This window comes from Thalassobellus sediminis, from assembly GCF_044386045.1.
GTDB lineage: Bacteria > Bacteroidota > Bacteroidia > Flavobacteriales > Flavobacteriaceae > Thalassobellus > Thalassobellus sediminis.
The window spans coordinates 46,298-72,530 of sequence record NZ_JBISCD010000038.1 but is presented as its reverse complement, the minus strand read 5'-3'; the positions used below and the strand labels follow the sequence as shown (position 1 = coordinate 72,530).

Annotated in this window: 25 protein-coding genes; 16 read left to right on the top strand and 9 right to left on the bottom strand. The window is 29.6% G+C overall.

The annotated features are described in order from the left end of the window. The first annotated feature begins 162 nt into the window (after positions 1-162). A complete protein-coding gene (locus tag ACH5TW_RS03665) occupies positions 163-2,202 on the top strand; it encodes a dipeptidyl-peptidase 3 family protein (protein WP_439335126.1) in 2,040 nt (679 codons plus the stop codon). A 522-nt stretch (positions 2,203-2,724) separates the two neighbouring features. After that, entirely contained in the window at positions 2,725-3,111 is a 387-nt protein-coding gene (locus ACH5TW_RS03660; protein WP_439335345.1) for a pyrophosphohydrolase domain-containing protein, read from the top strand. A gap of 50 nt (positions 3,112-3,161) precedes the next feature. Here ACH5TW_RS03660 and ACH5TW_RS03655 read toward each other — a convergent pair whose 3' ends face one another. Then, entirely contained in the window at positions 3,162-4,229 is a 1,068-nt protein-coding gene (locus tag ACH5TW_RS03655) for a branched-chain amino acid aminotransferase (protein ID WP_439335125.1), read from the bottom strand. Between the two features lie 92 nt (positions 4,230-4,321). Here ACH5TW_RS03655 and ACH5TW_RS03650 point away from each other — a divergent pair, with 92 nt between their 5' ends. From ACH5TW_RS03650 to ACH5TW_RS03640, 3 genes are all read left to right on the top strand, one after another. After that, positions 4,322-4,825, top strand: coding sequence for a DUF4920 domain-containing protein (locus ACH5TW_RS03650; protein WP_439335124.1), 504 nt, complete (start codon positions 4,322-4,324; stop codon positions 4,823-4,825). Between the two features lies 1 nt (position 4,826). Continuing rightward, positions 4,827-5,519 carry a tRNA (5-methylaminomethyl-2-thiouridine)(34)-methyltransferase MnmC2 gene (mnmC2, locus tag ACH5TW_RS03645; protein WP_439335123.1) on the top strand — a complete coding sequence of 231 codons (693 nt, stop codon included), beginning with the start codon at positions 4,827-4,829 and terminating at the stop codon, positions 5,517-5,519. Between the two features lie 106 nt (positions 5,520-5,625). Continuing rightward, positions 5,626-6,531 (top strand): TIGR01777 family oxidoreductase, encoded by a 906-nt coding sequence (locus ACH5TW_RS03640; RefSeq protein ID WP_439335122.1) that lies wholly within the window; start codon positions 5,626-5,628, stop codon positions 6,529-6,531. Here ACH5TW_RS03640 and ACH5TW_RS03635 read toward each other — a convergent pair. The 3 genes from ACH5TW_RS03635 to ACH5TW_RS03625 all read right to left on the bottom strand — a co-directional run bounded on the left by ACH5TW_RS03635 (position 6,523) and on the right by ACH5TW_RS03625 (position 9,888). Further along, a complete protein-coding gene (locus ACH5TW_RS03635) occupies positions 6,523-7,725 on the bottom strand; it encodes a porin family protein (protein WP_439335121.1) in 1,203 nt (400 codons plus the stop codon). The genes ACH5TW_RS03640 and ACH5TW_RS03635 overlap by 9 nt on opposite strands. Positions 7,726-7,914: 189 nt before the next feature. Next, on the bottom strand, positions 7,915-9,042 hold the full coding sequence (locus ACH5TW_RS03630; RefSeq protein WP_439335120.1) for a Gfo/Idh/MocA family protein: 1,128 nt from the start codon (positions 9,040-9,042) through the stop codon (positions 7,915-7,917). 186 nt (positions 9,043-9,228) lie between these two features. Next, on the bottom strand, positions 9,229-9,888 hold the full coding sequence (locus ACH5TW_RS03625) for a TonB-dependent receptor plug domain-containing protein (protein ID WP_439335119.1): 660 nt from the start codon (positions 9,886-9,888) through the stop codon (positions 9,229-9,231). A gap of 165 nt (positions 9,889-10,053) precedes the next feature. Between ACH5TW_RS03625 and ACH5TW_RS03620 the strand changes: the two genes are divergently transcribed. The 9 genes from ACH5TW_RS03620 (at position 10,054) to ACH5TW_RS03580 (ending at position 19,105) form a co-directional block, all read left to right on the top strand. Next, a complete protein-coding gene (locus ACH5TW_RS03620) occupies positions 10,054-10,602 on the top strand; it encodes a nucleotide exchange factor GrpE (protein WP_439335118.1) in 549 nt (182 codons plus the stop codon). A 9-nt stretch (positions 10,603-10,611) separates the two neighbouring features. Continuing rightward, on the top strand, positions 10,612-11,733 hold the full coding sequence (dnaJ, locus tag ACH5TW_RS03615; protein WP_439335117.1) for a molecular chaperone DnaJ: 1,122 nt from the start codon (positions 10,612-10,614) through the stop codon (positions 11,731-11,733). A 308-nt stretch (positions 11,734-12,041) separates the two neighbouring features. Then, positions 12,042-12,968 (top strand): ABC transporter ATP-binding protein, encoded by a 927-nt coding sequence (locus tag ACH5TW_RS03610; protein WP_439335116.1) that lies wholly within the window; start codon positions 12,042-12,044, stop codon positions 12,966-12,968. Between the two features lie 6 nt (positions 12,969-12,974). After that, positions 12,975-14,288 carry an ABC transporter permease gene (locus tag ACH5TW_RS03605; RefSeq protein ID WP_439335115.1) on the top strand — a complete coding sequence of 438 codons (1,314 nt, stop codon included), beginning with the start codon at positions 12,975-12,977 and terminating at the stop codon, positions 14,286-14,288. A gap of 1 nt (position 14,289) precedes the next feature. Next, complete coding sequence (locus ACH5TW_RS03600) at positions 14,290-15,213, top strand: mechanosensitive ion channel family protein (protein WP_439335114.1); 924 nt, start codon at positions 14,290-14,292, stop codon at positions 15,211-15,213. Positions 15,214-15,217: 4 nt separating this feature from the next. Further along, positions 15,218-16,381, top strand: coding sequence for a sigma-54-dependent transcriptional regulator (locus ACH5TW_RS03595; RefSeq protein WP_439335113.1), 1,164 nt, complete (start codon positions 15,218-15,220; stop codon positions 16,379-16,381). Between the two features lie 43 nt (positions 16,382-16,424). Next, positions 16,425-17,276 carry a PPK2 family polyphosphate kinase gene (locus tag ACH5TW_RS03590; RefSeq protein ID WP_439335112.1) on the top strand — a complete coding sequence of 284 codons (852 nt, stop codon included), beginning with the start codon at positions 16,425-16,427 and terminating at the stop codon, positions 17,274-17,276. 29 nt (positions 17,277-17,305) lie between these two features. After that, a complete protein-coding gene (locus ACH5TW_RS03585; RefSeq protein WP_439335111.1) occupies positions 17,306-17,869 on the top strand; it encodes a hypothetical protein in 564 nt (187 codons plus the stop codon). Positions 17,870-17,887: 18 nt separating this feature from the next. Continuing rightward, entirely contained in the window at positions 17,888-19,105 is a 1,218-nt protein-coding gene (locus ACH5TW_RS03580) for an acyloxyacyl hydrolase (RefSeq protein WP_439335110.1), read from the top strand. Between the two features lie 49 nt (positions 19,106-19,154). Here ACH5TW_RS03580 and ACH5TW_RS03575 read toward each other — a convergent pair whose 3' ends face one another. The 4 genes from ACH5TW_RS03575 to lysA form a co-directional block, all read right to left on the bottom strand. Further along, positions 19,155-20,336 (bottom strand): acetyltransferase domain-containing protein, encoded by a 1,182-nt coding sequence (locus tag ACH5TW_RS03575; protein WP_439335109.1) that lies wholly within the window; start codon positions 20,334-20,336, stop codon positions 19,155-19,157. 89 nt (positions 20,337-20,425) lie between these two features. Then, positions 20,426-21,352, bottom strand: a complete 927-nt coding sequence (locus tag ACH5TW_RS03570) for a sterol desaturase family protein (protein WP_439335108.1) — start codon at positions 21,350-21,352, stop codon at positions 20,426-20,428. A 141-nt stretch (positions 21,353-21,493) separates the two neighbouring features. Further along, entirely contained in the window at positions 21,494-22,438 is a 945-nt protein-coding gene (locus ACH5TW_RS03565; RefSeq protein ID WP_439335107.1) for a TolB-like translocation protein, read from the bottom strand. A gap of 58 nt (positions 22,439-22,496) precedes the next feature. Next, positions 22,497-23,732, bottom strand: coding sequence for a diaminopimelate decarboxylase (gene lysA / locus ACH5TW_RS03560; protein WP_439335106.1), 1,236 nt, complete (start codon positions 23,730-23,732; stop codon positions 22,497-22,499). Positions 23,733-23,931: 199 nt separating this feature from the next. Here lysA and sucC point away from each other — a divergent pair, with 199 nt between their 5' ends. Further along, on the top strand, positions 23,932-25,122 hold the full coding sequence (gene sucC, locus ACH5TW_RS03555; RefSeq protein WP_439335105.1) for an ADP-forming succinate--CoA ligase subunit beta: 1,191 nt from the start codon (positions 23,932-23,934) through the stop codon (positions 25,120-25,122). A gap of 31 nt (positions 25,123-25,153) precedes the next feature. On the opposite strand, the gene ACH5TW_RS03550 is transcribed toward sucC, so the two are convergent. Continuing rightward, positions 25,154-25,414 (bottom strand): DUF1456 family protein, encoded by a 261-nt coding sequence (locus tag ACH5TW_RS03550; RefSeq protein ID WP_439335104.1) that lies wholly within the window; start codon positions 25,412-25,414, stop codon positions 25,154-25,156. Positions 25,415-25,784: 370 nt separating this feature from the next. Between ACH5TW_RS03550 and ACH5TW_RS03545 the strand changes: the two genes are divergently transcribed. Further along, positions 25,785-26,198: a TerB family tellurite resistance protein gene (locus ACH5TW_RS03545; protein WP_439335103.1), complete on the top strand. Its 414-nt coding sequence runs from the start codon at positions 25,785-25,787 to the stop codon at positions 26,196-26,198. Positions 26,199-26,233 lie beyond the last annotated feature (35 nt).

Here is a 26,233-nt window from a genome sequence, read left to right as displayed (position 1 = left end):
ATAACCAAATATAGCGATTTTTAAGATTGGTTATTAGTTGATTATGGTTGATAGATTGAAAATAATGATTTTATATTAAAAAGTTTAATTTGTCTTTAAATAATAATAAAAATATTCTAATTGTTTGTATTTTTACGAAATAATCAAGAATGTTATTTCATTATGAAACTAAAAAAAGTATTAAGTGTCGCATTATTAGTATCCGTTTTGTTATCCTGTGTAAATGATAACAAAGAAAAGAGTGTTAAAGCAGAAATTTCTAAAGAAAAATCAGTCTTTAACTATAATGTTGAACAATTTTCAGATATTAAAATATTAAGATATCAAATTCCAGGTTGGGAAAAACTAAGCTTAAAAGAACAGAAACTCGTTTATTATTTAACTCAAGCAGGTTTGTCTGGTAGAGATATCATGTGGGATCAGAATTACCGTCATAATCTTAAAATAAGAAAAGCACTTGAGTCTATTTATACTAATTATGGTGGAGATAAAACGTCAAAAGATTGGAATGCATTTGAAACTTATTTAAAACGTTTGTGGTTTAGCAATGGTATACATCATCATTATTCTAATGATAAAATTAAACCTGAGTTTTCTTCAGATTATTTAAAGGAGATATTGGAAGCAACTAATACTGTTTTAGAAGGAGAAGCTTTTGATGTTATTTTTAATGATGAAGATTCTAAAAAAGTAAATAAAGCAAAAGGTGTTGATAATGTGGCGCTTTCTGCTGTAAATTTTTATGGACCGAATGTTACGAATGATGATGTTGCAAGTTTTTATAAAACAAAAATATCTCCAAATCCAGAAAAGCCTTTTTCATTTGGATTAAATTCTCAATTGGTAAAAGAAAATGGTGTTTTAAAAGAACGCGTTTATAAATCGGGAGGACTTTATGGTACTGCAATTGATGAGATAATTAAATGGTTAGAACTTGCTAAAGGTGTAGCCGAAAATGAGGCACAAGGAAATGCTCTAGCACTTTTAATAGATTATTATAAAACAGGAGATTTACAAACTTGGGATGATTATAATGTGGCTTGGACAACTGCAACAGCTGGTAATATAGATTATATAAATAGTTTTATTGAGGTTTATAACGACCCACTTGGTTATAGAGGGTCTTACGAGACAATTGTTCAAATAAATGATTTTGATATGTCTAAAAAAATGAAAGTAGTATCAGATAACGCACAATGGTTTGAAGATAACTCTACTTTAATGGAAGAACACAAAAAGAAAAATGTAGTAGGCGTTTCTTATAAAGTGGTTAATGTCGCAGGAGAAGCTGGCGATTCCTCTCCAAGTACTCCAATTGGTGTTAATTTACCAAATGCAAATTGGATTCGTTCTACAGTTGGAAGTAAATCGGTATCATTAGGAAATATTACCAATGCTTACAGTAATGCTGGAAGTTCTGGGCGTTTAAAAGAATTTGTTAATGATGATGAAGAATTTCAACTAGAAGAAAAATATGGTCGTCTAGCTGATAAGTTACATACTGCATTACATGAGGTTATTGGTCATGCATCTGGTCAAATAAATCCAGGAGTTGGAACTGTAAAGGAAACTCTTAAAAATTACAGATCAACTTTAGAAGAAGGACGAGCAGATTTGGTTGCATTATATTATTTATACGATTCTAAGCTTCAAGATTTAGGTTTAGTAGACGATTGGAAAGCTTTAGGAAAAACTGCTTATGATGGTTATATAAGAAATGGACTAATGGCACAATTAATCAGATTAAATTTAGGAGATGATGTTGAAGAAGCTCACATGAGAAACAGGCAATGGATTTCTGCTTGGGTTTTTGAAAAAGGGCAAAAAGATAATGTCATTGAAAAAATTACAAGAAATGGAAAAACATATTATAATATTAATGATTATGAAAAACTTCATGAACTTTTTGGGCAATTATTACGAGAAACACAGCGTATAAAATCTGAAGGTGATTATGTCGCAGTAGAAGCTTTAGTAGAAGGTTACGGTGTAAAAGTAGATCAAAAACTTCATGCTGAAATTTTAGAACGGAATAAACAATTTACATCGGCACCGTATAGTGGGTTTGTGAATCCAGTATTAGTTGCACATAAAAATGAATCGGGTGAAATTATAAGTGTAAAAGTTACGCAGCCAGAAACATTTTCAGGACAAATGTTAGACTATAGTAAGCGCTATAATTTTCTACCAGAAGTAAATTAAAGAAAGTTTATAGTATTAATTTATAAGAGCAGAATCTTAATCAAGGTTCTGTTTTTTTATTTACACTAAAAACTAATAACAAAATATTAATAACTAAGAGAACGGATATAATTAAGAGAGCATTCATAAATATTTAGCTTGGTTTAGTTATAAACTAGATGCGCTAAAGTTTAATTGGTTGCGTGAAATTTTATATTTATTTATAAAATTATTGTTAATCAACTTGTAAATAGGATGTTAAGTTTTGTTTTTTTTAAGAAAATAATTATTTAAACAAAAACTTAATAGCCACTATAAGTCCAATAAAAGCAATAAAGGCTAAAAGCACCCAATAACTACCTTTGTAAAACTTTTTGTGTAGTTTTAAATCTTTTCGGTAAGTGAAGCCAATTATAATAGCGAAGACAATAAAAAATAAAACACCGAAAATGATTTGACCTTTACTAAACATATAGTTATTTTTATGCAAAAATAATGAAAACAGATTTCCTTCTTCAAGGAAATGATAAAATTATATTATTGATGAAGAATAAAATAGAAGCAGTAAAAGCATTCCACACGGCATTTAAAATTGGACATAAAGAAACACCTATAGCAGATCTTGGTATAGATAAAAATATGTTGCGTTTTAATTTAATGAAAGAAGAAAACGAAGAGTATTTAGAAGCAGCAAATAATAATGATTTAGTTGAAGTTGCTGATGCCTTAGGCGATATGCTTTATATTTTATGTGGAACCATTATAGAACATGGTATGCAACATAAAATTGAAGAAATTTTTGAAGAAATACAAAGAAGTAATATGAGTAAATTAGGGGATGACGGACAGCCAATTTACAGAGAAGATGGAAAAGTATTAAAAGGGCCTAATTATTTTAAGCCAAATATCGATGCTATATTAAAGAAATAAAAAAGAGAAGCTAATTACTTCTCTTTTTTATTTCTAAATATGTTGGTGACTTAATCTAATTTAACGCGCCATCCGTATACATCTTCACTTTTGTTAGTTTGTATATCTGTAATAGTCTTCTTTAAAAAACTAGCATATGTTTTATCCAATTCAGGCAAATCATAATCGATGTCTTTATATCCAAAACCAGCAATTGGAGAAATAACAGCAGCAGTACCTGCTCCAAACATTTCTTTCAAACTACCGTCTTTAGCCGCTTCTACCACTTCACTAACAGTTATTTTCCTAACTTCAACAGGAATACCTTCGTTTTTAGCTATTTCAATAATACTTTTACGTGTAATACCATCTAAAATTCTATCGCTTGTTGGTCCTGTAATAAGTGTGTCGTTTATGCGAACAAAAATATTCATGGCTCCAGCTTCTTCAATATATTCATGGTTGTTGTCATCTGTCCAAATAACTTGTTGGTATCCTTTAGCAACAGCTAATTGTGTTGGGTAAAATTGGCCTGCATAGTTACCTCCAGCTTTAGCAAAACCAACACCGCCATTTGCCGAACGCGAATAGGTTTGTTCAATTAAAACTTTTACTTTTCCAGAAAAATAAGATCCAGAAGGTGCCGTACAAATTATAAATTTATATTCATCTGCAGGCGAAGCATGAAAGCCGTTTCCTGAAGCAAAAATAAATGGCCTTATATATAAAGAACTTCCTTCGTTTTTAGGTATCCAATCTTTATCAACTTCCAATAAGGTTTTTAAGCCATCCATAAAATAGCTTTCTGGCAATTCAGGAATTGCTAATCTTTTTGATGATATATTTAAACGCTTAAAATTGTCTACCGGACGGAATAAAAAGACATTCTCATCAGCATCTTTATAAGCCTTCATACCTTCAAAAACAGATTGTCCATAGTGGAAAATCTTAGCTGAAGGGTCTAAAGTGATTGGTTGGTAAGGGACCACTTTGGGTGCATGCCATTTTCCATCTTTAAAATCACATACTAACATGTGATCTGAAAACGTATTTCCAAATTTTAAATCATTAAAATCAACCTCGTTAATTTTAGTAGTTTTAGATTTTATAATCTCGATGTCCTTGATTATTGCACTCATGTCTTGTTCTTTTATGAGACAAATTTAAGTAAAAAACGTTTTTAAAAAATGGTATATTTACACAAATACTTTAAAATTAAAATATTTATACAATGAAGACAGTTTTCTTAGTGATTCTTTGTGTTTTAATGTTAAATGCTTGTAAAAATAAAAAAGAAGAAATTTCAAAAACAACTCATGAAGTTGAAGTAGTAAATTATAAATCATTTGGCAATAAAATTATTTCTAACGATGCCATAGCAGTTTCGTCTATGGCATATCATTATAAAACCATGGTTGCTGGGGATAGTATAAATTCTAAGATGATAGCAAAAGTAAATAGTGTTTGTCAAGCAAAAGGCTGTTGGATGCGATTAGATTTAGAAGATGGAACCGAAGTTATGGTTAAGTTTAAAGATTACGGATTCTTTATGCCAAAAGACATTACTGGTAAGGAGGTTATTATTAATGGAAAAGCTTTTGTAGAAGAAGTTTCTGTTGATGAACAACGTCATTATGCAGAAGATATAGGAAAAACAAAAGAAGAAATAGCCTTAATTACAAAACCCAAACGAACCTATTCCTTTGAAGCGGATGGTGTTTTATTAAAACAATAATTTGGAAAGAGAAATAGTAGTAACAGGAGATGGTTCGTCAACTATTCATTTACCAGAATGGGACGAACAATACCATTCTAAACATGGTGCTATTCAAGAAGCGTATCATGTGTTTATAAAACATGGTTTACAACATTTTTATAATTTTGAATCTGATAAATCAATATCTATACTAGAAATAGGGTTTGGTACAGGTTTAAATACGTTTATAACGTTATTAGAAGCTGAAAAGTTGAAACTTAATATTCATTATTGCGGTGTTGAAGGTTACCCTGTTTTAATGGAAGAAATTAATCAGCTTAATTATTCAAAAGAATTACAGGTACCAGAAAATGACCCTTTGTTTAAACACCTTCATGAAATTTCTTGGAATGAAAAGAATATAGTAACGCCTAATTTTTCATTAATTAAGCAACATAAATTTTTCAATGAAATTGAAGATATTGACGCGTACAATATTATTTATTTTGATGCTTTTGGAGCACGAGTACAACCAGAATTATGGACAGAAGCTATTTTTAAAAAAATGTATGATGCCTTAAAAAATAGCGGTGTTTTAGTAACCTATTCAGCCAAAGGAAGTGTACGTCGAGCAATGCAAGCAGTAGGTTTTGAAGTAGAACGATTGCCTGGACCACCAGGAAAACGCGAAATGCTTCGTGCAACTAAGCATTCAGTAATTTCAAAGGAATAATTTTTAGTAATGTTGTGACTTCTTAAAAAGAATCTTTTTTTGTTAAAGCTAATACAAATAGTTAGTAAACTACATTTTCATTTTGTAACTTTAAAATAAAAAGACAATGCGTGTTTTAATAACTGGAGCAACGGGACTTATAGGGCAGGAAATTGTAAAACTCTGTCATGAGCAAGATATTGCTGTTAATTATTTAACTACCAGTAAATCTAAAATTCAAATAAAAGAAAACTACCAAGGTTTTTATTGGAATCCTAAATTACAAGAGATAGATGATGTTTGTTTTAAACAAGTGGACGCTATTATTCATTTAGCCGGTGCTACTGTTTCAAAGCGTTGGACACCCATTTATAAAAAGAAAATTTTAAACAGTAGAAAAGAAACCACACAATTGTTAGTAAATGCCTTAAAGGGGGAATCACATTCTATAAAACATGTTGTTTCTGCAAGTGCCATTGGAGCTTATCCAGATTCTTTGATTAATTATTATGATGAATCTTTTAAAATAGAAGACACTTCTTTTTTAAGTAGTGTTGTTGAAGTTTGGGAGCAAGAAGTTGATGCTTTTTCTAAATTAAATATCATGGTTTCTAAAATCAGAATAGGTTTAGTATTGTCAAATAAAGGAGGGGCTTTGCAAGAAATGGTTAAACCAATTAAGTTTGGTTTAGGTGCTGCTTTTGGAAGTGGTAAACAGTGGCAATCATGGATTCATATACACGATTTAGCTCATATGTTTTTATTTGTTTTACAAAATAAATTAAGTGGTGTTTATAATGGCGTAGCTCCAAATCCTGTTAGTAATAAGGAGTTAACTAAAACCTTAGCAAAAGTTTTAAGTAAACCTTTGCTTTTACCTAATATTCCTAAATTTTTAATGCGATTTATTTTAGGTGAAATGCATCTGCTATTATTTGAAAGCCAACGTGTCAGTTCTAAGAAAATAGAGGATAAAGGGTTTTATTTTAAACACCATCATTTAGAGCCTGCTTTGGTAAATTTACTAAAATAAAGCATAGCCTAAAACTATAGATAATGTTTGGTATTTTGAACTCCAACCTTGGTAGCGCCATAATAAATTTCTATTTGTTAAATATCTAGCTTCTAAACTATATTTGTCATTAAATTTAAATCCTGCTCCCAAAGCAAAGTTGAATGTTGTTTGAGCATCTAAATATCCAGGGCTAAAATTAAAATCTATTGATGGATTTAATGGTAAATCTAGTAGTATGGCACCATTAATAAAAATTTTAGATTCGTCATTTAATGAAAAATAATGTCTTATACCTATTGGAATTTCTATAGAAGTATAAGATACATCAATAAAATACTTTTGAGTACTACCTTGCCATTCTAATTTTGATTTGTATGATTGATATGTAGGTTCTATGAAAACAGACCATTTATTATCTTTGATTGAATTAATAATAAATTCTGCTTCTATACCAAATCTAAAACCAGAATCATTTCCAATATCAGTTCTATTTCTTGTTATGGCTTCATAAATTGAAAGAGATGAGCTATTGAAACCAGGTCTCAAGGTAATATTAAATAAGTCTTTTTTTTCAGTATTTTCAAACCTAATATATTTAGATTTTTTACATTCATTATACTTTATAAAAAAATTAATCAGTTCTGTTTTTTTATAATCTAGTTTGTTTACATCATTTATTGAAATACTTTCACATTTTAAGTTATTCCATAATTGTCTTTTGTATTCCTGATTTTTACTAATTATTTCTTCATTTTCTTTTTTATAGCGTTTGTATATAAGTTGTAAGATTTCAGAATTACCTTTATTATAAAAATATCTAATTAAAGATTTAGTTTCAAATAAATATAAATTAGCATTTCCTTCTATTAATACTTTTAAAAAAAGTTCTTCTTTATTTAATGTGGGGTTTTTGTCATTGCTTATCTTACTTAATATATCACTTGAAATATCTATATTAACTGTTTTTCTGATGTATTTTGATGTATTGTAGATACCAAATTCCTTAACAGATTTAATGGTTTGTATTTGTTGTTCAGCATCATTTGAGTTTTTGTAGGTGAATTTGTCAGGATTAAGTCTTGAATTTATTTTAATTAAACAATCATTTTTTTCATTATCATTATTAATAAAATATCCTTTTTTGAAAACTTCTTGTGAAAAAATATTTTGTGCAAAAAGTAAAAGAATTATAAATGTTACTTTTTTTAACATGCTTGATTAAGTTGGTTAATAAATATTATACTACAACAATTATATAAAAAAAAGATTACAAATCATGTGTTTTTGTATAAAAAAATCACTCAATTCTCATAAAGTGATTTTGATATAATTAGTATCCTTTTATTTTCTATAAAGAATAGAAAATACTTGTTTTTATAATTATTGGATAAGGAACTTCTGTTAATTTCTTCTAATATCTAAAACATTAGGGATGTTATCTAATTGTATGACTTTGCTATTATTTGCTGCAGATTCATATATTTTTTCAATAAGGTAATTATCTCGTAATCCCATTTCTCCAGGAACTAAACTTTGCGTGTTTTGTATAATGTTTAGTGCAAAAGCATCCATTTGTACAGCTTGTTGATTCATGGGTTTAAATTTCAAGTCTCCATCAGGGGTTGTTGCTTCAATTCCTCCATAGAAAAATGCCTTATCAAAATTCACATCACCTTTTTGAGTAGTATGCTTTAATTTTGCAACAATAGGTTTCTCATAACTAGTTTTGCAATATGCTTTCCCAGAAGGAAAGGTTAATTCCCATTCTATAGATCCTTCAATATCTTTAAAAAAGTTATTATCTATTGTCGTGTTTTTTGCCCATAGAGAAATTGGTAGTTCGCCAAACGAATATATTGAAGCTTGAAGCGAATAAATACCTAAATCCATTAAAGGTCCGCCGCCAGCTAACGCCTTTTGAGTTCGCCATCTTTTTGGGTCTTTTAATTCAAACGAGAATTCTGAATCTACATCAAAATCTCCATAAATTTTATTTTGACCTATGCGCATTATTTCATTATGATAAGGGTCAAAATGTAAACGGTATCCAATAGAAAGCATTTTATTGTTTTCTTTACAAGCAGCTATCATTTTTTCACAATCTTTAACCGATGTAGCCATAGGTTTTTCGCATATAACATGTTTGCCAGCTTTAGCTGCTCTAATAGTAAATTCTGCATGCATACTGTTTGGCAATACAACATAGACTATGTCAATGTCATCATTTGTTGCAATGGTATCAAAATTGTCATAATTATAGATGTTTTCCTTTTTTATATTGTATGTATCAGCCCAAATAGATTCTTTCTCTTTAGTACCAGTTACTATACCTGCTAAATAACAATGTTCTGTTTCAAGTAAAGCAGGACCTAATTGCCCTTTGGAGTAATTACCTAAGCCAACTAGTGCTATACCTAATTTTTTATTTTTTATTGTAGTATTACAACCATAAAGTAAAGAGGATTGAGATGCTAAATAAAGACCTCCAGTAGTTTGAATTAATTTTTTTATAAATGGTCGTCTTTTCATTTTTAGTTTGTTAGAAAATTTTTTCTAAGTTACTTATATTATATTATAAAATCAAAAAACCGCGCTGTTCTCACAAAGAGACTTAGTTATTTAAATTTTTTTTTCTTTATTAATTTAGATAGACTTATGTTAAAGGGTTAAAATAATTAGTTCTTTAGTATTTATTCATTCTAGTTGTTTATATTATTACTTAGTTTTAATTAAAATAACACCATTAGCTCCTCTAGAGCCGTATACAACTGTAGCAGAAGCATCTTTTAATACATCTATAGATTTTATATCTCTTGGGTTTATATTGTTTAATGGTGCATTGTATTGTGAGCCATTAAGTATTATTAGAGGAGAATCATCTACTGATAAACTTCGGTTTCCTCTTATTCGAATTTGATTGTTTACAATACTAAGACCAGGGATGGTCTGTAAATAAGCGAAAATATCTAGATTGTTTTCTTGTTCAATTAGTTTTTCATCTACAGAACTTGTCGAAATGGTACTTTCAGATTGTTTGATTTTACCATACCCGGTATTGACATATTTTTCTTTATTTGCTTTAATATCATATTTTAGAAAAACATTGATAATATCTTTACCTTTTACAGATGCTTTTTGTTTTTTAAAACCTTGATGTGAAAAAATCAATTTGCTTTTAGGAGTAACAGTAATGCTATAAAATCCATTAGAATCCGTTAATACTTCAATGTCACTTTTAGTTGTTTTGACGCTTACGTTACTTAGTACAGTATTAAGTTCATCTTTAACAATACCTCTTATAGTAACATTTTGACTATTTAGGTAAGAATTTGATATTAAGATTATAAATAAAAATATTATGGATTTAAGATTCATAGCTAATATATTATGTATAATTTAAGTAAAATTAAAAGTATGTCTTTTTTTTTAAAAGAATGATTTTTTTATTTGAAAAATATTTAATGACATTATGGCATTTTAACAAGAATGGCAGTACTTTTGCCAATTAATTTTAGAATTGCACAAAATTTAAATTTTACAATGTCCAAAAAAGATAAAAAAGATATAGAGCAGGAAGCTGTTGAAAATGCACAAACAGAAACTGTAGATGTTGAAGAACAGGTTGTTGAAGAGCAAACTTTAGAAGAGAAATTACAAGCAGAAGTACAGCAAGAAAAGGATAAATTTTTACGTTTATTTGCTGAATTTGAAAATTACAAAAAACGTACTTCTAGAGAGCGTATTGAATTGTTTTCAACAGCTAGTGAAGATGTCATGAAAACATTATTGCCAATTCTTGATGATTTTGAGCGTGCTTTAAGTCATATTGATGAAGACAAAGAAGCTGAAGCTTTACGTCAAGGTGTGTTGTTAATTTATAATAAATTGGTAAGCACTTTAGAGCAAAAAGGACTTAAAGTAATTACTGTAGAAAAAGGTGAAGCTTTTAACGCAGACGATCATGAGGCAATAACTCAAATCCCTGCGCCAACTGATGATATGAAAGGAAAGATTATTGATGTTATTGAAAAAGGATATAAACTAGGTGAAAAAGTAATTCGTTTCCCTAAAGTTGTTATTGGGCAATAAAACAAGAATATGGCTAAAAGAGATTATTACGAAATATTAGGAGTAAGCAAAGGTGCAACGGCAGCCGAAATTAAAAAAGCATACCGTAAAAAGGCGATAGAATTCCATCCTGATAAAAATCCAGATGATAAAAGTGCCGAGGCTAAATTTAAAGAAGCAGCTGAAGCATACGAAATTTTAAGCGACGATAATAAAAAAGCACGTTACGACCAGTATGGACATCAAGCATTCGAAAACGGCGGCGGAGGCGGCGGTTTTGGTGGCGGTGGTATGAATATGGACGACATATTTAGCCAGTTTGGTGATATATTTGGCGGCGGAGGCGGCGGATTTTCTGGTTTTGGCGGAGGCGGAGGTCAACGTCGTGTTAAAGGAAGTAATCTTCGTATTCGTGTAAAATTAACATTAGAAGAAATTGCTAATGGTGTTGAGAAGAAAATAAAAGTTAAACGTAAAGTTCAAGCGCCAGGAACTACTTATAAAACATGTTCTACATGTGGAGGTAGCGGTCAAGTAACGCGTATAGCAAATACTATTTTAGGTAGAATGCAAACATCGGCACCATGTAATGCGTGTGGTGGAGCAGGACAAACTATTGATAAAAAACCTTCCGATGCTGATGCTCAAGGGTTAAAAGTAGCAGAAGAAACGGTTTCTATAAAAATACCTGCAGGTGTTGTAGATGGAATGCAACTTAAAGTTTCTGGTAAAGGAAACGAAGCGCCAGGAAATGGTATTTCAGGAGATTTATTAGTGGCTATTGAAGAGGTCGAGCATAATAAATTACAACGTGAGGGCGATAATTTACATTACGATTTATATGTAAGTTACCCAGATGCTGTTTTAGGAACTTCTAAAGAAATAGATACCGTAACAGGAAAAGTGCGAATAAAAGTAGAAGCAGGAGTACAATCTGGTAAAATTTTACGCTTACGCGGAAAAGGAATACCAAGTATTAATGGGTATGGTAAAGGAGATCTTTTAGTGCATGTTAATGTTTGGACGCCTAAAACGTTAAATAAAGAACAAAAAGCATTTTTTGAAACAATGAAAGATGACGAACATTTTGATCCTAAACCAGAAAGTTCAGATAAATCTTTCTTTGAGAAAGTAAAAGACATGTTTTCTTAATGGAGAGCTATTTAATCGAAAAAAAAGAATCCGCATTATAGCGGATTTTTTTTGTCTATATGAAAGATATTCTCTCTTTATTTTATGAATAATTACGAAAAAAAAACTATATTTGAGCTATCACTAATTTATTTTAGTGATAATTTTTCTTTTTCATAGCAATTTTTTTCCCATCCTTAATTTTTTTAAGGGTGGGTTTTGTTTTTATAATAAGACTGTATTTTTTTATTAATAATTTATGAAAAAAGCATTAAATACCTCGGTTAACATTTAATATATTTACCGATAACAAGTCAATAATAAAATTAATGAGTAACTTATTAGAAGTTAAAGACGTTTCTAAAAACTTTGGCAATTTTAGAGCGCTTAATAACGTGTCAATTTCTGTTCCTAAAGGCAGTATATTTGGGTTGTTAGGGCCTAATGGTGCAGGAAAAACAACATTAATACGTATTGTTAATCAAATAACAATGCCAGATTCTGGAACTGTTCATTTAGATGGCGATTTACTTAATAATTCACATATAAAAGATATAGGTTATTTACCAGAAGAACGTGGTTTGTATAAATCTATGAAGGTTGGCGAGCAAGCTTTATATTTGGCGCAATTAAAAGGATTAAGTAAAGCAGAAGCAAGAACGCGTTTAAAATATTGGTTCGAACGTTTGGATATTGGAGATTGGTGGAACAAAAAAATTCAAGAGCTTTCAAAAGGAATGGCTCAAAAAATACAGTTTATTGTTACCGTTTTACATCAACCTAAATTATTAATTTTTGATGAACCCTTTTCTGGTTTCGATCCAATAAATGCTAATTTAATTAAAGATGAAATTTTACGTTTACGAGATAATGGAGCCACTATTATTTTTTCAACACATAGAATGGAATCTGTAGAAGAGTTGTGTGATGATATTGCGTTAATCAATAAATCAAACAAACTTATTGAAGGTAAATTAATAGATATAAAGCGTCAGTATAAAATCAATACGTTTGAGGTTGGTATTAAAACTAATGATAACGATATTTTAAAGCATGAATTATCGGAGAAATTTGAAGTGTCTCCAGCTAATTTTAAAACTATAGAAGAAGAATTGAAGCTAAATATTAAGTTGTCAAATGGAAATACACCAAACGATTTACTAAATTATTTAACTTCTAAAGGAGAAGTTTCTCATTTTATAGAACTCATACCAAGTGTTAACGATATTTTTATTCAAACTGTAAAGAATAATTAATTTTTCATGAATCATTTACCACTAATTATAAAGCGTGAATATTTTACTAAGGTTAAAAATAAAGCCTTTATTATAATGACTTTTTTAAGTCCAATTATTGTGATTGCTCTTATATCTGTTGTAGCTTATTTATCACAATTGAATAATGATAAAATTAGAACTATTACTATTCTAGATGAGTCAGGTTTATTGCATGATGTTTTTAAAAGTTCAGATAATATAACCTACAATGTTTTAGAAGGCTTGTCTATAGAAGATGCTAAAATGTTAACAAAAGAAACATCAGCTTATGGTTTATTACATATTGATAAATTAGAGGATATTGATGCTGTTTCAAGTCATGTTAAATTTTATTCTGAAGAGTCACCATCAATTTCAATAATTTCAAGTATAGAGGGCAAGCTTGAAACTAAACTAACTAATATTAAGTTACAAGATAAAGGAATTGATGTAGAAGTTATTAATGCTTCGAAAGTACATGTTAATATTACACAAGAAAGTTATGAAGGAGAAGAAACATCTAAAGTTGATAGTTTTGCAAAATTAGCTTTTGGAATAGCGGCAGGTTATTTACTCTTCATGTTTATTATTATTTATGGTAATATGATAATGCGCAGTGTTATAGAAGAGAAAACTAGCCGAATTATTGAGGTTCTAATATCTTCAGTAAAGCCAGTTCAATTAATGCTTGGTAAAATTATTGGTACCTCTTTAGCAGGTCTTACACAGTTTGTTATATGGTTAATTTTTGGAAGTGTTTTAATGACGATTATATCACTGTTTTTTGGAATAGATATGTCTCAAATGCAAACGCCTCAGCAAGAAATGATGAAGCAAGCCATGGAAAACCCTGAGTTAAGTATGGAATTACAAAATATAGTATTAGCCTTTTATAATTTACCACTTGCTAATCTTATTTTTGCTTTCATATTATTTTTTATTGGAGGGTATCTTTTATATAGTTCGTTATACGCCGCTATAGGAGCCGCAGTAGATAATGAAACAGACACACAGCAATTTATGCTGCCTATTATAATGCCACTTGTTTTGGCAGTTTATATTGGTATATTTACAGTTATTGAAGATCCTCATGGTATGGTTTCTACAGTGTTTTCGTTTGTGCCATTAACATCGCCAGTAGTCATGCTTATGCGTATTCCGTTTGGAGTACCATTGTGGCAACAGTTGGTATCATTGTTGATATTAATTGGTACATTTATGTTTACTGTTTGGTTTGCAGCAAAAATTTATCGAGTAGGTATTTTAATGTATGGTAAAAAACCGAGTTATAAAGAAATTATAAAATGGATAAAGTATTAACATGCAAAGTAAAGTAGCAAATAAAATAGAACATGAGGTAGAACAAGTTGGTGAGGTAGTTACTAATAGTTCTTTTTGGGAAAAAGTTAAAGAGTTTCTTGAGTTTAAGCTTCTAGATTTTCCTTATGGTACAGGAGAAGAGGCGCATAATATTGTACTTAAAGTAAAATATGTTTTATTAGTTTTTGCTGTAATAATAGTAACAACATATCTTTTAAGATGGGTAAAAAAGATTGTTACCAGAAAAATGCCAGTAGCCGATAAGGCTAAATTTAATACGGTCTTTTCTTTTGCTAGATGGTTTATATATATAATTGTTGTACTTATTGTTTTTGACTCAATAGGTATTAATGTAACTGCTATTTTTGCAGCATCTGCAGCGTTGTTAATTGGTATTGGTTTGGCGCTTCAAACACTATTTCAAGATATTATTTCTGGTATTTTTATATTAGTTGATCAGTCTGTTCATGTTGGAGATATTATTGAATTAGAAGGAAAAGTAGGTAGAGTAGAAGAAATTAAACTTAGAACAACCAGAGCAACAACGATTGATAATAAAGTATTAATAATACCTAATCATTTATACTTGACTAATAGTCTTTATAACTGGACTCAAAATGGAATAACCACTCGAGAAAGTGTTGATGTAGGAGTTGCTTACGGTAGCGATGTACAATTGGTAAAAGAGTTATTGCTTGAAGCAGCAACTAATCAAAAAGATGTTTTAAAAAATCCAGAGCCAACAGTATTGTTTACAGATTTTGGAGAAAGTTCATTAAATTTCAAATTAGCATTTACAATAAATGATAGTTTTAATGTGCGCTTTCCTAAAAGTGAAATTCGTTTTGAAATAGATAGATTATTTAGAGAAAACAACATAAGTATTCCGTTTCCGCAACGCGATATTCATATTATAAAAAAATAGAATTATGCAAAAGATATTAGTTATAGAAGATGAAGCTGCTATTAGAAGAGTATTAGTTAAAATTCTTTCTGAAGAAAATGATAAATACCAAGTAGATGAAGCAGAAGATGGATTATCTGGTATTGAAAAAATAAAAAATGATGATTTCGATTTAATACTTTGTGATATAAAAATGCCAAAAATGGATGGTGTTGAAGTATTAGAAGCAACAAAAAAAATAAAACCAGAAATACCAATTGTTATGATTTCTGGACACGGCGATTTAGATACTGCAGTAAATACTATGCGTTTAGGAGCTTTTGATTATATATCTAAACCGCCAGATTTAAATCGTTTGTTAAACACCGTTCGTAATGCTTTAGATAGAAAAGAATTAGTTGTAGAAAATAAGATTCTTAAGAAAAAAGTAAGTAAGAAATACGAAATGATTGGCGAAAGTGATGCTATATCGCAAATAAAAGATATTATAGATAAGGTAGCTCCAACCGATGCCCGTGTTTTAATTACTGGACCAAATGGAACCGGAAAAGAGCTTGTAGCACATTGGTTACATGAAAAAAGTGCCAGAGCAAAGGCTAATATGATTGAGGTTAATTGTGCTGCTATTCCGTCTGAATTAATTGAAAGTGAATTATTCGGTCATGTAAAAGGAGCCTTTACAAGTGCAGCTAAAGACAGAGCAGGAAAATTTGAAGCAGCCAACGGGGGAACTATTTTTTTAGATGAAATAGGCGATATGAGTTTGTCTGCTCAAGCAAAAGTATTACGTGCATTGCAAGAAAGTAAAATACAACGCGTGGGTAGTGATAAAGATATTAAAGTAAATGTTCGTGTTGTTGCTGCAACCAATAAGAATTTGAAACAAGAAATTGAAGCAGGAAGATTTAGAGAGGATTTGTATCATAGACTTGCAGTTATTTTAGTTAAAGTGCCTGCTTTAAATGATAGACGAGAAGATATACCTTTATTAGTGAATCATTTTTCTGAGAAAATAGCAACAGAACAAGGAACCGCAAAAAAGGCCTTTTCAGAAAAAGCTATAAAACTGCTTCAAGAGTATGATTGGACAGGTAATATAAGAGAACTTCGTAATGTTATAGAACGATTAATAATATTAGGCGGAACCGAAGTTAGTGAGCAAGATGTTAAATTGTTTGCTTCAAAATAAAATCGATTACATTTTATATATTTAGTCCAATAAAGTTTTAAAGATGAACGATTATAAAGTAACTTCAAAAATATCTCTGAAAGATTCAAAAACAAAAGTAGTTATAGAAGATGCCGAAAAAGCACTTAAAAAGGTTAGAAAAAAATTAGGACAATTTCAAGACACCATGTATGCGCATAATAAATATGCCGTTTTAATTTGTTTGCAAGGCATGGATACTTCTGGTAAAGATAGTTTAATACGAGAAGTGTTTAAAGAGTTTAATGCTAGAGGAGTTGAGGTACATAGTTTTAAAGTTCCAACAGAATTAGAGTTGAAGCATGACTATTTGTGGAGGCATTATATTGTGCTACCTGTTCGTGGTAAAGTAGCTGTTTTTAATAGAACTCACTACGAAAACGTCTTGGTAACTCGCGTACACCCAGAGTATATAATGAGCGAAAATATACCAACAGTAAATTCTGTTGACGATATAAATGAAAGTTTTTGGGATAAACGTTTTGAACAAATAAATAATTTTGAAAAGCATATAGCCGAAAGCGGTACTATTATTTTAAAATTCTTTTTAAACCTATCAAAAGAAGAGCAAAAATATAGATTACTTCGTCGTTTAGAGAAGCAAGAAAAGAATTGGAAATTTTCACCAGGCGATTTAAAAGAACGTAAACTTTGGGATAAATATCAAGAATGTTATGAAGATGCTATAAATAGAACTTCAAAACCACATGCGCCTTGGTATACTATTCCTGCCGATGATAAACCTACAGCTCGTTATTTAGTAGCCAAAACCATTTACGATACATTAAAAAAGTACAATGATATACAAGAGCCAGAATTGGATGACGATATAAAAGCTAATATAGAATTGTACAAACAGCAACTTAATAACGAATAGTTTCCTTTTTTATATTTTAAATTAGTTAAATGAGAAGTTATATTAATTTTCTAATATTTTTTTTAGTTTTAAGTTTAAATGCTCAAAATGTTATGGTTGAAAAATTACCATATTATCAAATTCCAGATTATTCTGAAATGTATACAGCAAATACTGTAGCTGCAAGAATGATTGATGGATTAGGTTTCAGATATTATTGGGCAACAGAAGGATTACTTGATAAAGATCTTAAATACAAACCAAGTGAAACAGGAAGATCATCTTCTGAAATAATTGAACATATTTACGGGTTATCAAAGTTTATTAGAAATAGTGTATTAAGCGATAACAAGGATACAAATACTTCTGAACTTAATTTTGAAGCCATGAGGAAGCAAACACTTCTCAATTTAAAAGCAGTGTCAGATATTTTAAGAAACATTAAAGATCCTTTTAAACTTGATGAAACCGAAGTGCCTTTTTGGAACATTATAAACGGTCCCATTTCTGATGCTTTATGGCATTGTGGACAAGTTGTAATGCTACGTCGGGCTTCTGGAAACCCTTTTAATTCTAAAGTGAGTGTTTTTCAAGGAAAGTTTAAAGAAAAATAGTTTTTTAAAAAAGTATAAATGAAGAATTTATTATTATTTTTCTTATTAATTACATTAAATTTTTACGGTCAAAAAGAAAGGAAATCTACTGCTCAACTTTCAAATTTTTTATCTAAATCCTATTTTAGTGTAAACTTAGGGGGTGTTTTTTATCCTTTTTCTAATGCTAATTTAAAAGAGGGTTTTGCTACCGAGAGTTTTACTAAAAATGTGTTTTCAGGTAGGTTTTTATTGGGATATAAAATTAAACCAGATTTAGCTATTCAATTTGGTGTTATGCGTCCAGCATCATGGTTTATATATAATAATGTTAATAATATTGGCTATGAAAGGAGTGTTTGGATAAATGTTTGGTCTTTATCTTTAAAGAAAAGTTTTAATTTAAATAATAAACTTTCTCTCTTTGCAGAAGCAGGTATTGCAAATGCTACTCGTATTGGTTTTTCTATAAACGATGAAGTTATTTATGATGACGCTCATTTTGGAAGTTTAATTTATGGGTTAGGAGCAAATTATAAATTAAATGATAAATGGAGACTTTCTTTAAATGGTACTTTTTTACCAAAAACAAAAAAATATAATCAGCCTTCTATTTCACAAGCTTCTGTTGGATTTGAATATCATTTACAACAAGTGCCAAAAGAGAAAGCTTTAGGGTATGAAGAAAATAAAACATACTTCTTTCCTAAAAATATAATTCAAGTAAGTTATGGTACAAGTGCTATTGGTTTTGGAGTAAATCAATTTTTTGGAATGAGTCTTAAGGTTGGAAATTTTGATAGTTTTGGAATTCCTGTTTTTTGGGTAGGAGATGTAAAAGCATCTGATGCATATTCAATAACCTATCAAAAAACAGCATTTAGGTCTAAAAAAACATTTTCTTTAGACTGGGGAGTTAGTGCCACATATTTTCAATCTCAATTAAATAAAGAAAAAGTATATGCTTTTTCTGTTTTTCCTGTTTTACGCTTTTATCTTTTAAGAAGAAAAGGCTTTGATATGTATACTAATTATTCGGTAATTGGCCCCACTTTTATAACAAAAAAGCAGATAGATGGTTTAGATTCTGGCCCTCTAATAACCTATCAAGATACTATGGGCTTAGGAGTCTTTTTTGGTGAAAATAGAACCTATAATTTTGAACTTAGAATTATGCATTATTCTAATGGTAATATTTTTACTAAAAATGTTGGAGTCGCTATTCCGCTTCAATTTACATTAGGAAAAACATTCTGATACATTTTTGCTAATAAATCAATAAAATCGATTGGTTTAAGAATGTTTTTTATAAATAACTCAGCCACCATTTGTCTTTATTATTTGCTTTGTAAGTCATATATTTTTTACTTGGAAAATATAAAAGAGCTATAATACTTATCCAAACTAAGTAAACTATAGATAACGGATAACCATAATCTATAAGCTTAGCATTAGCAAATACATCTTTGGTTAAAATCATATGTTGCCAATTACCTCCAAAAATTAATATGCCTATAATAGCAAATACATGAATAACTAAAACATGTAAAAAGTAATAGAATAAGGGGACCCTCCCAAAAACTAAAAAGAAATCTGTGATTTTATTTTTAACAGATTCAATACCATATAAAAACAATAATGCAGGACCCATTGTTATTAATGTGTACGCTAACGAAGGTGGGTATTTTGTAACTTTAAAGAACGACATAATTGTTTTGCTTGTAGTATCTTGAGTAGACCATGGCATTAAATCTCCATAAATATTAAAACTTCTAAGAATAAAGAATACAGCAATAGCTGTAAATCCAATAATTAGTAACCATTTTTTTCTAATTTTTGCATCAAATTCTTTAGTGTAAAGTTGTCCTAAGCAGTAACCTAAAACCATAAGTCCTATCCAAGGTAATACAGGGTAAAATACCCCAATATCGTTACTCTCACCAAAAGGGATAAAATTAGGTTGATGTAATATATACCAAATATTATCTATGAAGTTATTACCATTTCTAACAATTCCATCTAAAGTATTATGTCCAAAAACAATTAATACACCTATAAATAATAATACTTTTTTATGTAAATAAATTAAAAAGGATAGAATGATCATACTAAATCCAATCGCCCAAATTACTTGAAGAATAATGCGACTATAGCTTAAATCGAATTTCCAAATAAGATTGTTTACCACAATTTCTAATAGAATTAGCCAAATACCTCGGGTTAGCAAAAATTTAAAAAGCTCATTTATCGTTTTTTTATTACCATATAAAAAAGCTGAAGTACCTGCTAAAAACACAAATACTGGCGCACAATAATGCGTGATAAATCTTGTGAAGAACAAAAAAGGTGTTGTGGTTTCTAAATTAGTTGGATCATTGAAAAAAGCTCCATAATGAAAGTAATCTCTAACATGGTCTAGTGCCATTATTACCATTACAAGACCTCTTAAAATGTCTATAGATTCAATACGATTAGTTTTGATTAGCATAAGTTTTAATTCTAAAATTAACAACTTGAGGCGAATCTAAAAATAGTCAAATAACTTCTTGAAAAAACAAAATAGTTTGTAAAATTTTATTATTTGTTTTGAGATCTTGTTAGCTTTTGTTGTTGTTTTATAGTCAGTGTGCTACCATCGTGACTCCAACCAGGAGCTGCAAAAGCATACATGAATTTATGATACCAATTTTTAGATTTTTTCATATCGTTCCAAATGTCTACATATTCATGAGTTAAAATCACTAAAGGGTTATATGAATTTGGGGCATGTGTTACACCATATTTAATTTCAATAGTTTCATCAAGTTCTTTCCAAGTTCCAAATATTTTATCAAATATGTTTAAGAATCCGCCATGGTTTTTGTCCATATATTCAATATTTTGAGCATGATGTACTTGGTGCATGGTATGTGTATTCATGAATTTTTCAATAATTCCCATTTTAGGAATATAAACAGAATGTAATTGAAATTGCCACAAGGCTTCTATACCTAAACAAACAACTAACATTTCTGGAGGAAAACCAACTGCTGGAATCCACATATAGAAAAAAGGTTTGTAAAAAATGGTAAACCAACCGTTTCTTACTGCAGTACCTAAATTAAAGTTATCTGATGAATGATGAACAATGTGTGCAGCCCATAAAAAGCGAATGTTATGGTTTTGTCTATGAAACCAGTAGTAACTAAAATCGTCTGCTAACTGACATAAAATCCATATATACCATGCATAACCAAATGATTGATAACCCATTATGTTTGTTCGAATACCATCAATCTCAGGGTTAAAAAGTTCGTATGTCATAGTAAAAACCAATATAAATGCGATTGTTTTTGCTATTGGAGCTAATATAGCAGAGCCAATACCCATGGTTAGACTTGCAGCTAAATCTTTCCAATTGTATAAATCTTTTTCTTTTTTGTGTTTTTTGCTATAAGTTAATTCAACCAAAATTAAAGCAAGAAAACAAGGTGTACCGTACACTAGGGGGTTCGTAAAATCCATTAAAATTGTAGTTGTTTTTCAAATGTAAAAGGATTATATTTCTAAACCTCAGTAATTTTGAATTATTATTTAAATAAAAAAATAATATTTTAAATACTGATGATAAGAAGTTTATTAAAATAGCTTTTTTTGTTACAAATACTATTCTAAAGGTTTTTGATTTGGGTTTAAAGGCTCTTTTAGGAGTATCTTACAAATTTGATAATTACCATTTCTAAAACCTGTTATAAGTAAATTTACGTTATTTGGAGACCAGTTTGGAAGAGTGTCTTCTAAATTATTATATGTTATTCGTGTTTTGTGTGTACCATCATTATGCATTATAAATATTTCAGAGTGAAGAATATCATCAACTTTAGCAGAGTAAACAATTCTTCTAGAGTTTTTATTAGACCATCTTGGAAATGTACTTTCGTTTTTAAAATAACTTAGCCTCTTTTTATCTTTATTATAAAGGTTGTAAGTATAAATAATATTAGTTTCTCCTTGAGTATTTTTATTTGAAAAATAAATAATGGCGTCTCCTCTAGGAGATAAGTTAGGGTATTTGTTTTTGTAATTATTACTAATAACTTTTTTTAGACGTTTACCCTTAGTAGAACAAGTATATATATTAGAAACGTCTTTGTTTTCTGGATGTGAAAAGATTAACTGCACACCATTAGGAGCAAAATCTGCATTATATTTATTTCCATTTAAATTAATTGAATACTGTTTAATTGTATTAGAGTCTAAATTAAAAGAATATATTTCATTTATACCTGTTCTGTCTGATTCAAATAAAATGAGGTTTTTAGTCGGGTGCCATTTAGGTCGCCTATCGTTCGAGTCACTTGAAATTAATTGTTTTTGTGAGCTCCCATCAATGTTCATAGTGTAAATTTGCCAATGCCCATCTCGGTTAGACTCAAAAACAATTTTAGTTCCTTTTTTGTTATAACTAGCATATCTATTATCTGCATTTGTGCTAGTTAATATTACTTCTTTAAAACCGTTTTCTTGTTCTTTTTGCGCAAGGGTGCAATAGGTGCATAATAATGAGATAAATAATGGCAAGAATTTTATCAAAGTATGGAAGGTATTCATATCAGCTAAGTTAAAAAAAAAGTCTCAACTATAAGTTGAGACTTTTTACTGAAATTATTTATTTAACTAATACTTTTTCTTTTTTAGTTGAAAAATCTACTTCTACTTGATTATTTATAATGTCTTCAAAAGTTTCTCTTTTTCTAATTAAATGTGCTTTTTCATTATACCATAATACTTCGGCTGGACGAAAACGTGAGTTGTAATTGCTAGCCATTGAAAAACAATAAGCGCCAGCATTTTTAAAACATAAAACATCACCTTCATTAATTTCATTGATACGACGGTTGTTACCAAAAGTATCCGTTTCACAAATATATCCAACAACAGTATAAAAACGTTCGCGTCCTTTTGTGTTAGAAATATTTGAAATTTCATGGTGAGAGCCATAAAACATAGGGCGGATTAAATGATTGAAACCAGAATCTACTTGAGCAAATACTGTTGATGTTGTTTGTTTTACAGCATTTACTTTTGTTAAAAAATTACCAGATTCACTAACTAAAAATTTTCCAGGTTCAAAAGCAAGTGTAAGCTCTTTACCATAATCTTTACAGAAATCGTTAAATCTTTTTGATAGTTTTTTTCCTAATTCTTCAATATTAGTTTCAATATCACCAGGTTTATAAGGTACTTTAAAACCAGAACCAAAATCGATAAAGTCTAAGTTTTTAAATTGTTTAGCTGTTTCAAATAAAATTTCACTAGCATATAAAAACACTTCAATATCTAAAATATCACTACCAGTATGCATATGGATACCGTTAATTGTCATTTTAGTGTTTTCAACAATACGAAGGATATGCGGTATTTGATGGATTGAAATCCCGAATTTAGAATCAATATGTCCAACAGAAATATTTGCATTTCCACCTGCCATAACATGTGGGTTAATACGAATGCATACAGGAACTGTAGGGTGTTTTGCACCAAATTGCTCTAGTATAGCTAAATTGTCAATATTAATTTTCACACCTAATTTTGCAGCTTCTTCAATTTCAGATAAAGAAACACCATTTGGAGTAAAAATTATTTGTTCTGGTAAAAAACCAGCAGCTAATCCAAGTTGTACTTCTTGAATAGAAACGGTATCTATTCCAGAACCTAAAGATTTAAAAAGCTTTAATATAGATATATTTGATAATGCCTTAACAGCATAATTAAGTTTAAGTTTTTTTACATTTTTAAAAGCACTAGTCAATCTATTATACTGTGCTTCTATTTTATTAGCATCGTATACATAAACAGGACTTCCAAAATCTTCGGCAATTTTAAGCAATTGACTTTCTAACATAGTTTCCAAATTTTCGACAAAGATATTTCTTTACTTCATATAAAAAATAAATAAATAAAAAATTATACAAATTAAACATTGTGTTAATTATTTAACAATTGAGTTGGTTTTACATAGTTGTTAATATTCTTAATAAAAATAAATTAGATTAATTAAGAGCTATTATTTACATTTGCTCTACTTAAATATTAAGCAAATTATGAATTTACACGAATATCAAGGAAAACAAATATTAAGCAGTTTTGGTGTACGTATCCAGCGTGGTATTGTTGCTCAAAATGCTCAAGAGGCTGTAGCAGCTGCAAAACAACTAACATCTGAAACAGGTACAAGCTGGCACGTTATTAAAGCGCAAGTACATGCAGGTGGACGTGGTAAAGGTGGCGGTGTAAAGCTTGCTAAAAACTTACAAGAAGTAGAAGAGATTGCAGGACAGATAATTGGAATGGACTTAGTAACGCCTCAAACTTCAGCAGAAGGTAAGCGTGTACATCAAGTTTTAGTAGCCGAGGATGTTTATTATCCAGGAGAAAGTGAAACAAGTGAATTTTATGTTTCTGTTTTATTAAATAGAGGAACAGGACGTAATATGATTATGTATTCTACAGAAGGTGGAATGGATATTGAAACAGTTGCTGAAGAAACACCTCATTTAATATTTACTGAAGAAGTAGATCCTGCTGTTGGTTTAATGCCATTTCAAGCAAGACGTGTAGCTTTTAATTTAGGATTATCAGGATTAGCTTTTAAAGAAATGACAAAGTTTGTTACTAATCTTTATACAGCTTATGTAAAATCTGATTCATCTTTATTTGAAATTAATCCTGTTTTAAAAACAAGTGATAATAAAATAATGGCTGTTGATGCTAAAGTGACTATTGATGACAATGCACTTTACAGACATAAAGATTATGTAGATTTACGTGATATACGTGAAGAAAGTGCTATTGAAGTTGAAGCCGGAGAATTAGGTTTAAATTATGTAGACTTAGATGGTAATGTTGGGTGTATGGTTAATGGTGCTGGTTTAGCAATGGCAACTATGGATTTAATTAAACAAGCAGGTGGTGAACCAGCTAACTTTTTAGATGTTGGTGGTACTGCTGATGCAGCTCGTGTTGAAGCAGCATTTCAAATTATATTAAAAGACCCAGCAGTTAAGGCTATTTTAATAAATATATTTGGAGGTATTGTACGTTGCGATCGTGTAGCTCAAGGTGTTATTGATGCATATAAAAATATGGGAACTATAAATGTGCCAATTATTGTACGTTTACAAGGAACTAATGCTGATATTGCAAAAGAGTTAATTGATAACTCAGGTTTAGATGTTATGAGTGCTACAGAGTTTCAAGAAGCTGCTGATAAAGTACAGCAAGTATTAGCGTAAAAAGCTATTTAATTTATAAAAAAGAGCAATGTTAATCGTTGCTCTTTTTTTGTGCTTTCTTTTCTCCCTTTTTTGGCATTGGTCCTCTTAAATGAATGACTAAGCCATTTAAAAAATTTCTTAAAATCTGATCTCCACATTCCATATATTTAGGATGATCTTCTTTCCTAAAAAAAGCACCTAACTCACTTTTAGAAATTCTAAAATCTACAAGCGTCAAAATTTTTACAATATCATCATCCCTAAGTTTTAGAGCTACCCGTAATTTTTTTAAAATATCGTTGTTTGTCATATCTGTATGTTTTAGCTTTTTTATCGACTACATTTCATCGATATTATTATTATACCTATGTGTTTCTAGCGTTTTAGAAACTTTTGCAAATATACCTTAATTATTAGTTTTAAATTATTAGGTAATAAATTCGTTTTTATTTTTTAAATCGCTGGTTTGCAGTTGTTTAAATTGTTTTAGAGGTTTGCTTTTTTTGGGGTTTATAATGATGAAATGCAGTTTTGTTAGTTGAAAAAAATAGTGATATTGATAAAGTAAATAAAAATAACGATAAAATACTATCCTTTTTTCGATAAGTTGTATTATATCTACGATTATTAAAAGACTCTTGTGTGTAACTTTATATTGTAAATAAATAATCCCTCACGAAATGATTAATAGAGTAGAAAAATTAAGTCTTTTGTCTGAAATGATAGCCTTTGCGAAGTACGATAAAGATATAAAGAACATAGAATATAATTTTTTGTTAGGTGTTGCTAAGCAATTAGAAATTACGCGAGAAGATTTTGAATATTTAATAGAAAATCCTGTTACTTATACACATTTAAAATCTCATAGCGAACGTATTGTTCAGTTTCATAGATTAGTACTTTTAATGAATATAGAGCAAGAATTTGGAGAAGAAAATAATTCTAAAGGTGTTATAAAGTTATATAACTTTGGTTTGCGTATGGGGCTAAGTCACGAATCTATTACTAAAGTTTTATACTTAATGGAAAGTTTTCCAAATAAAATTGTACCACCAGATGTATTGATAGATATATTTAAAACTCAATATAATTAAAAAACACCGCTATTATCAATTTTAAATATTGTTTG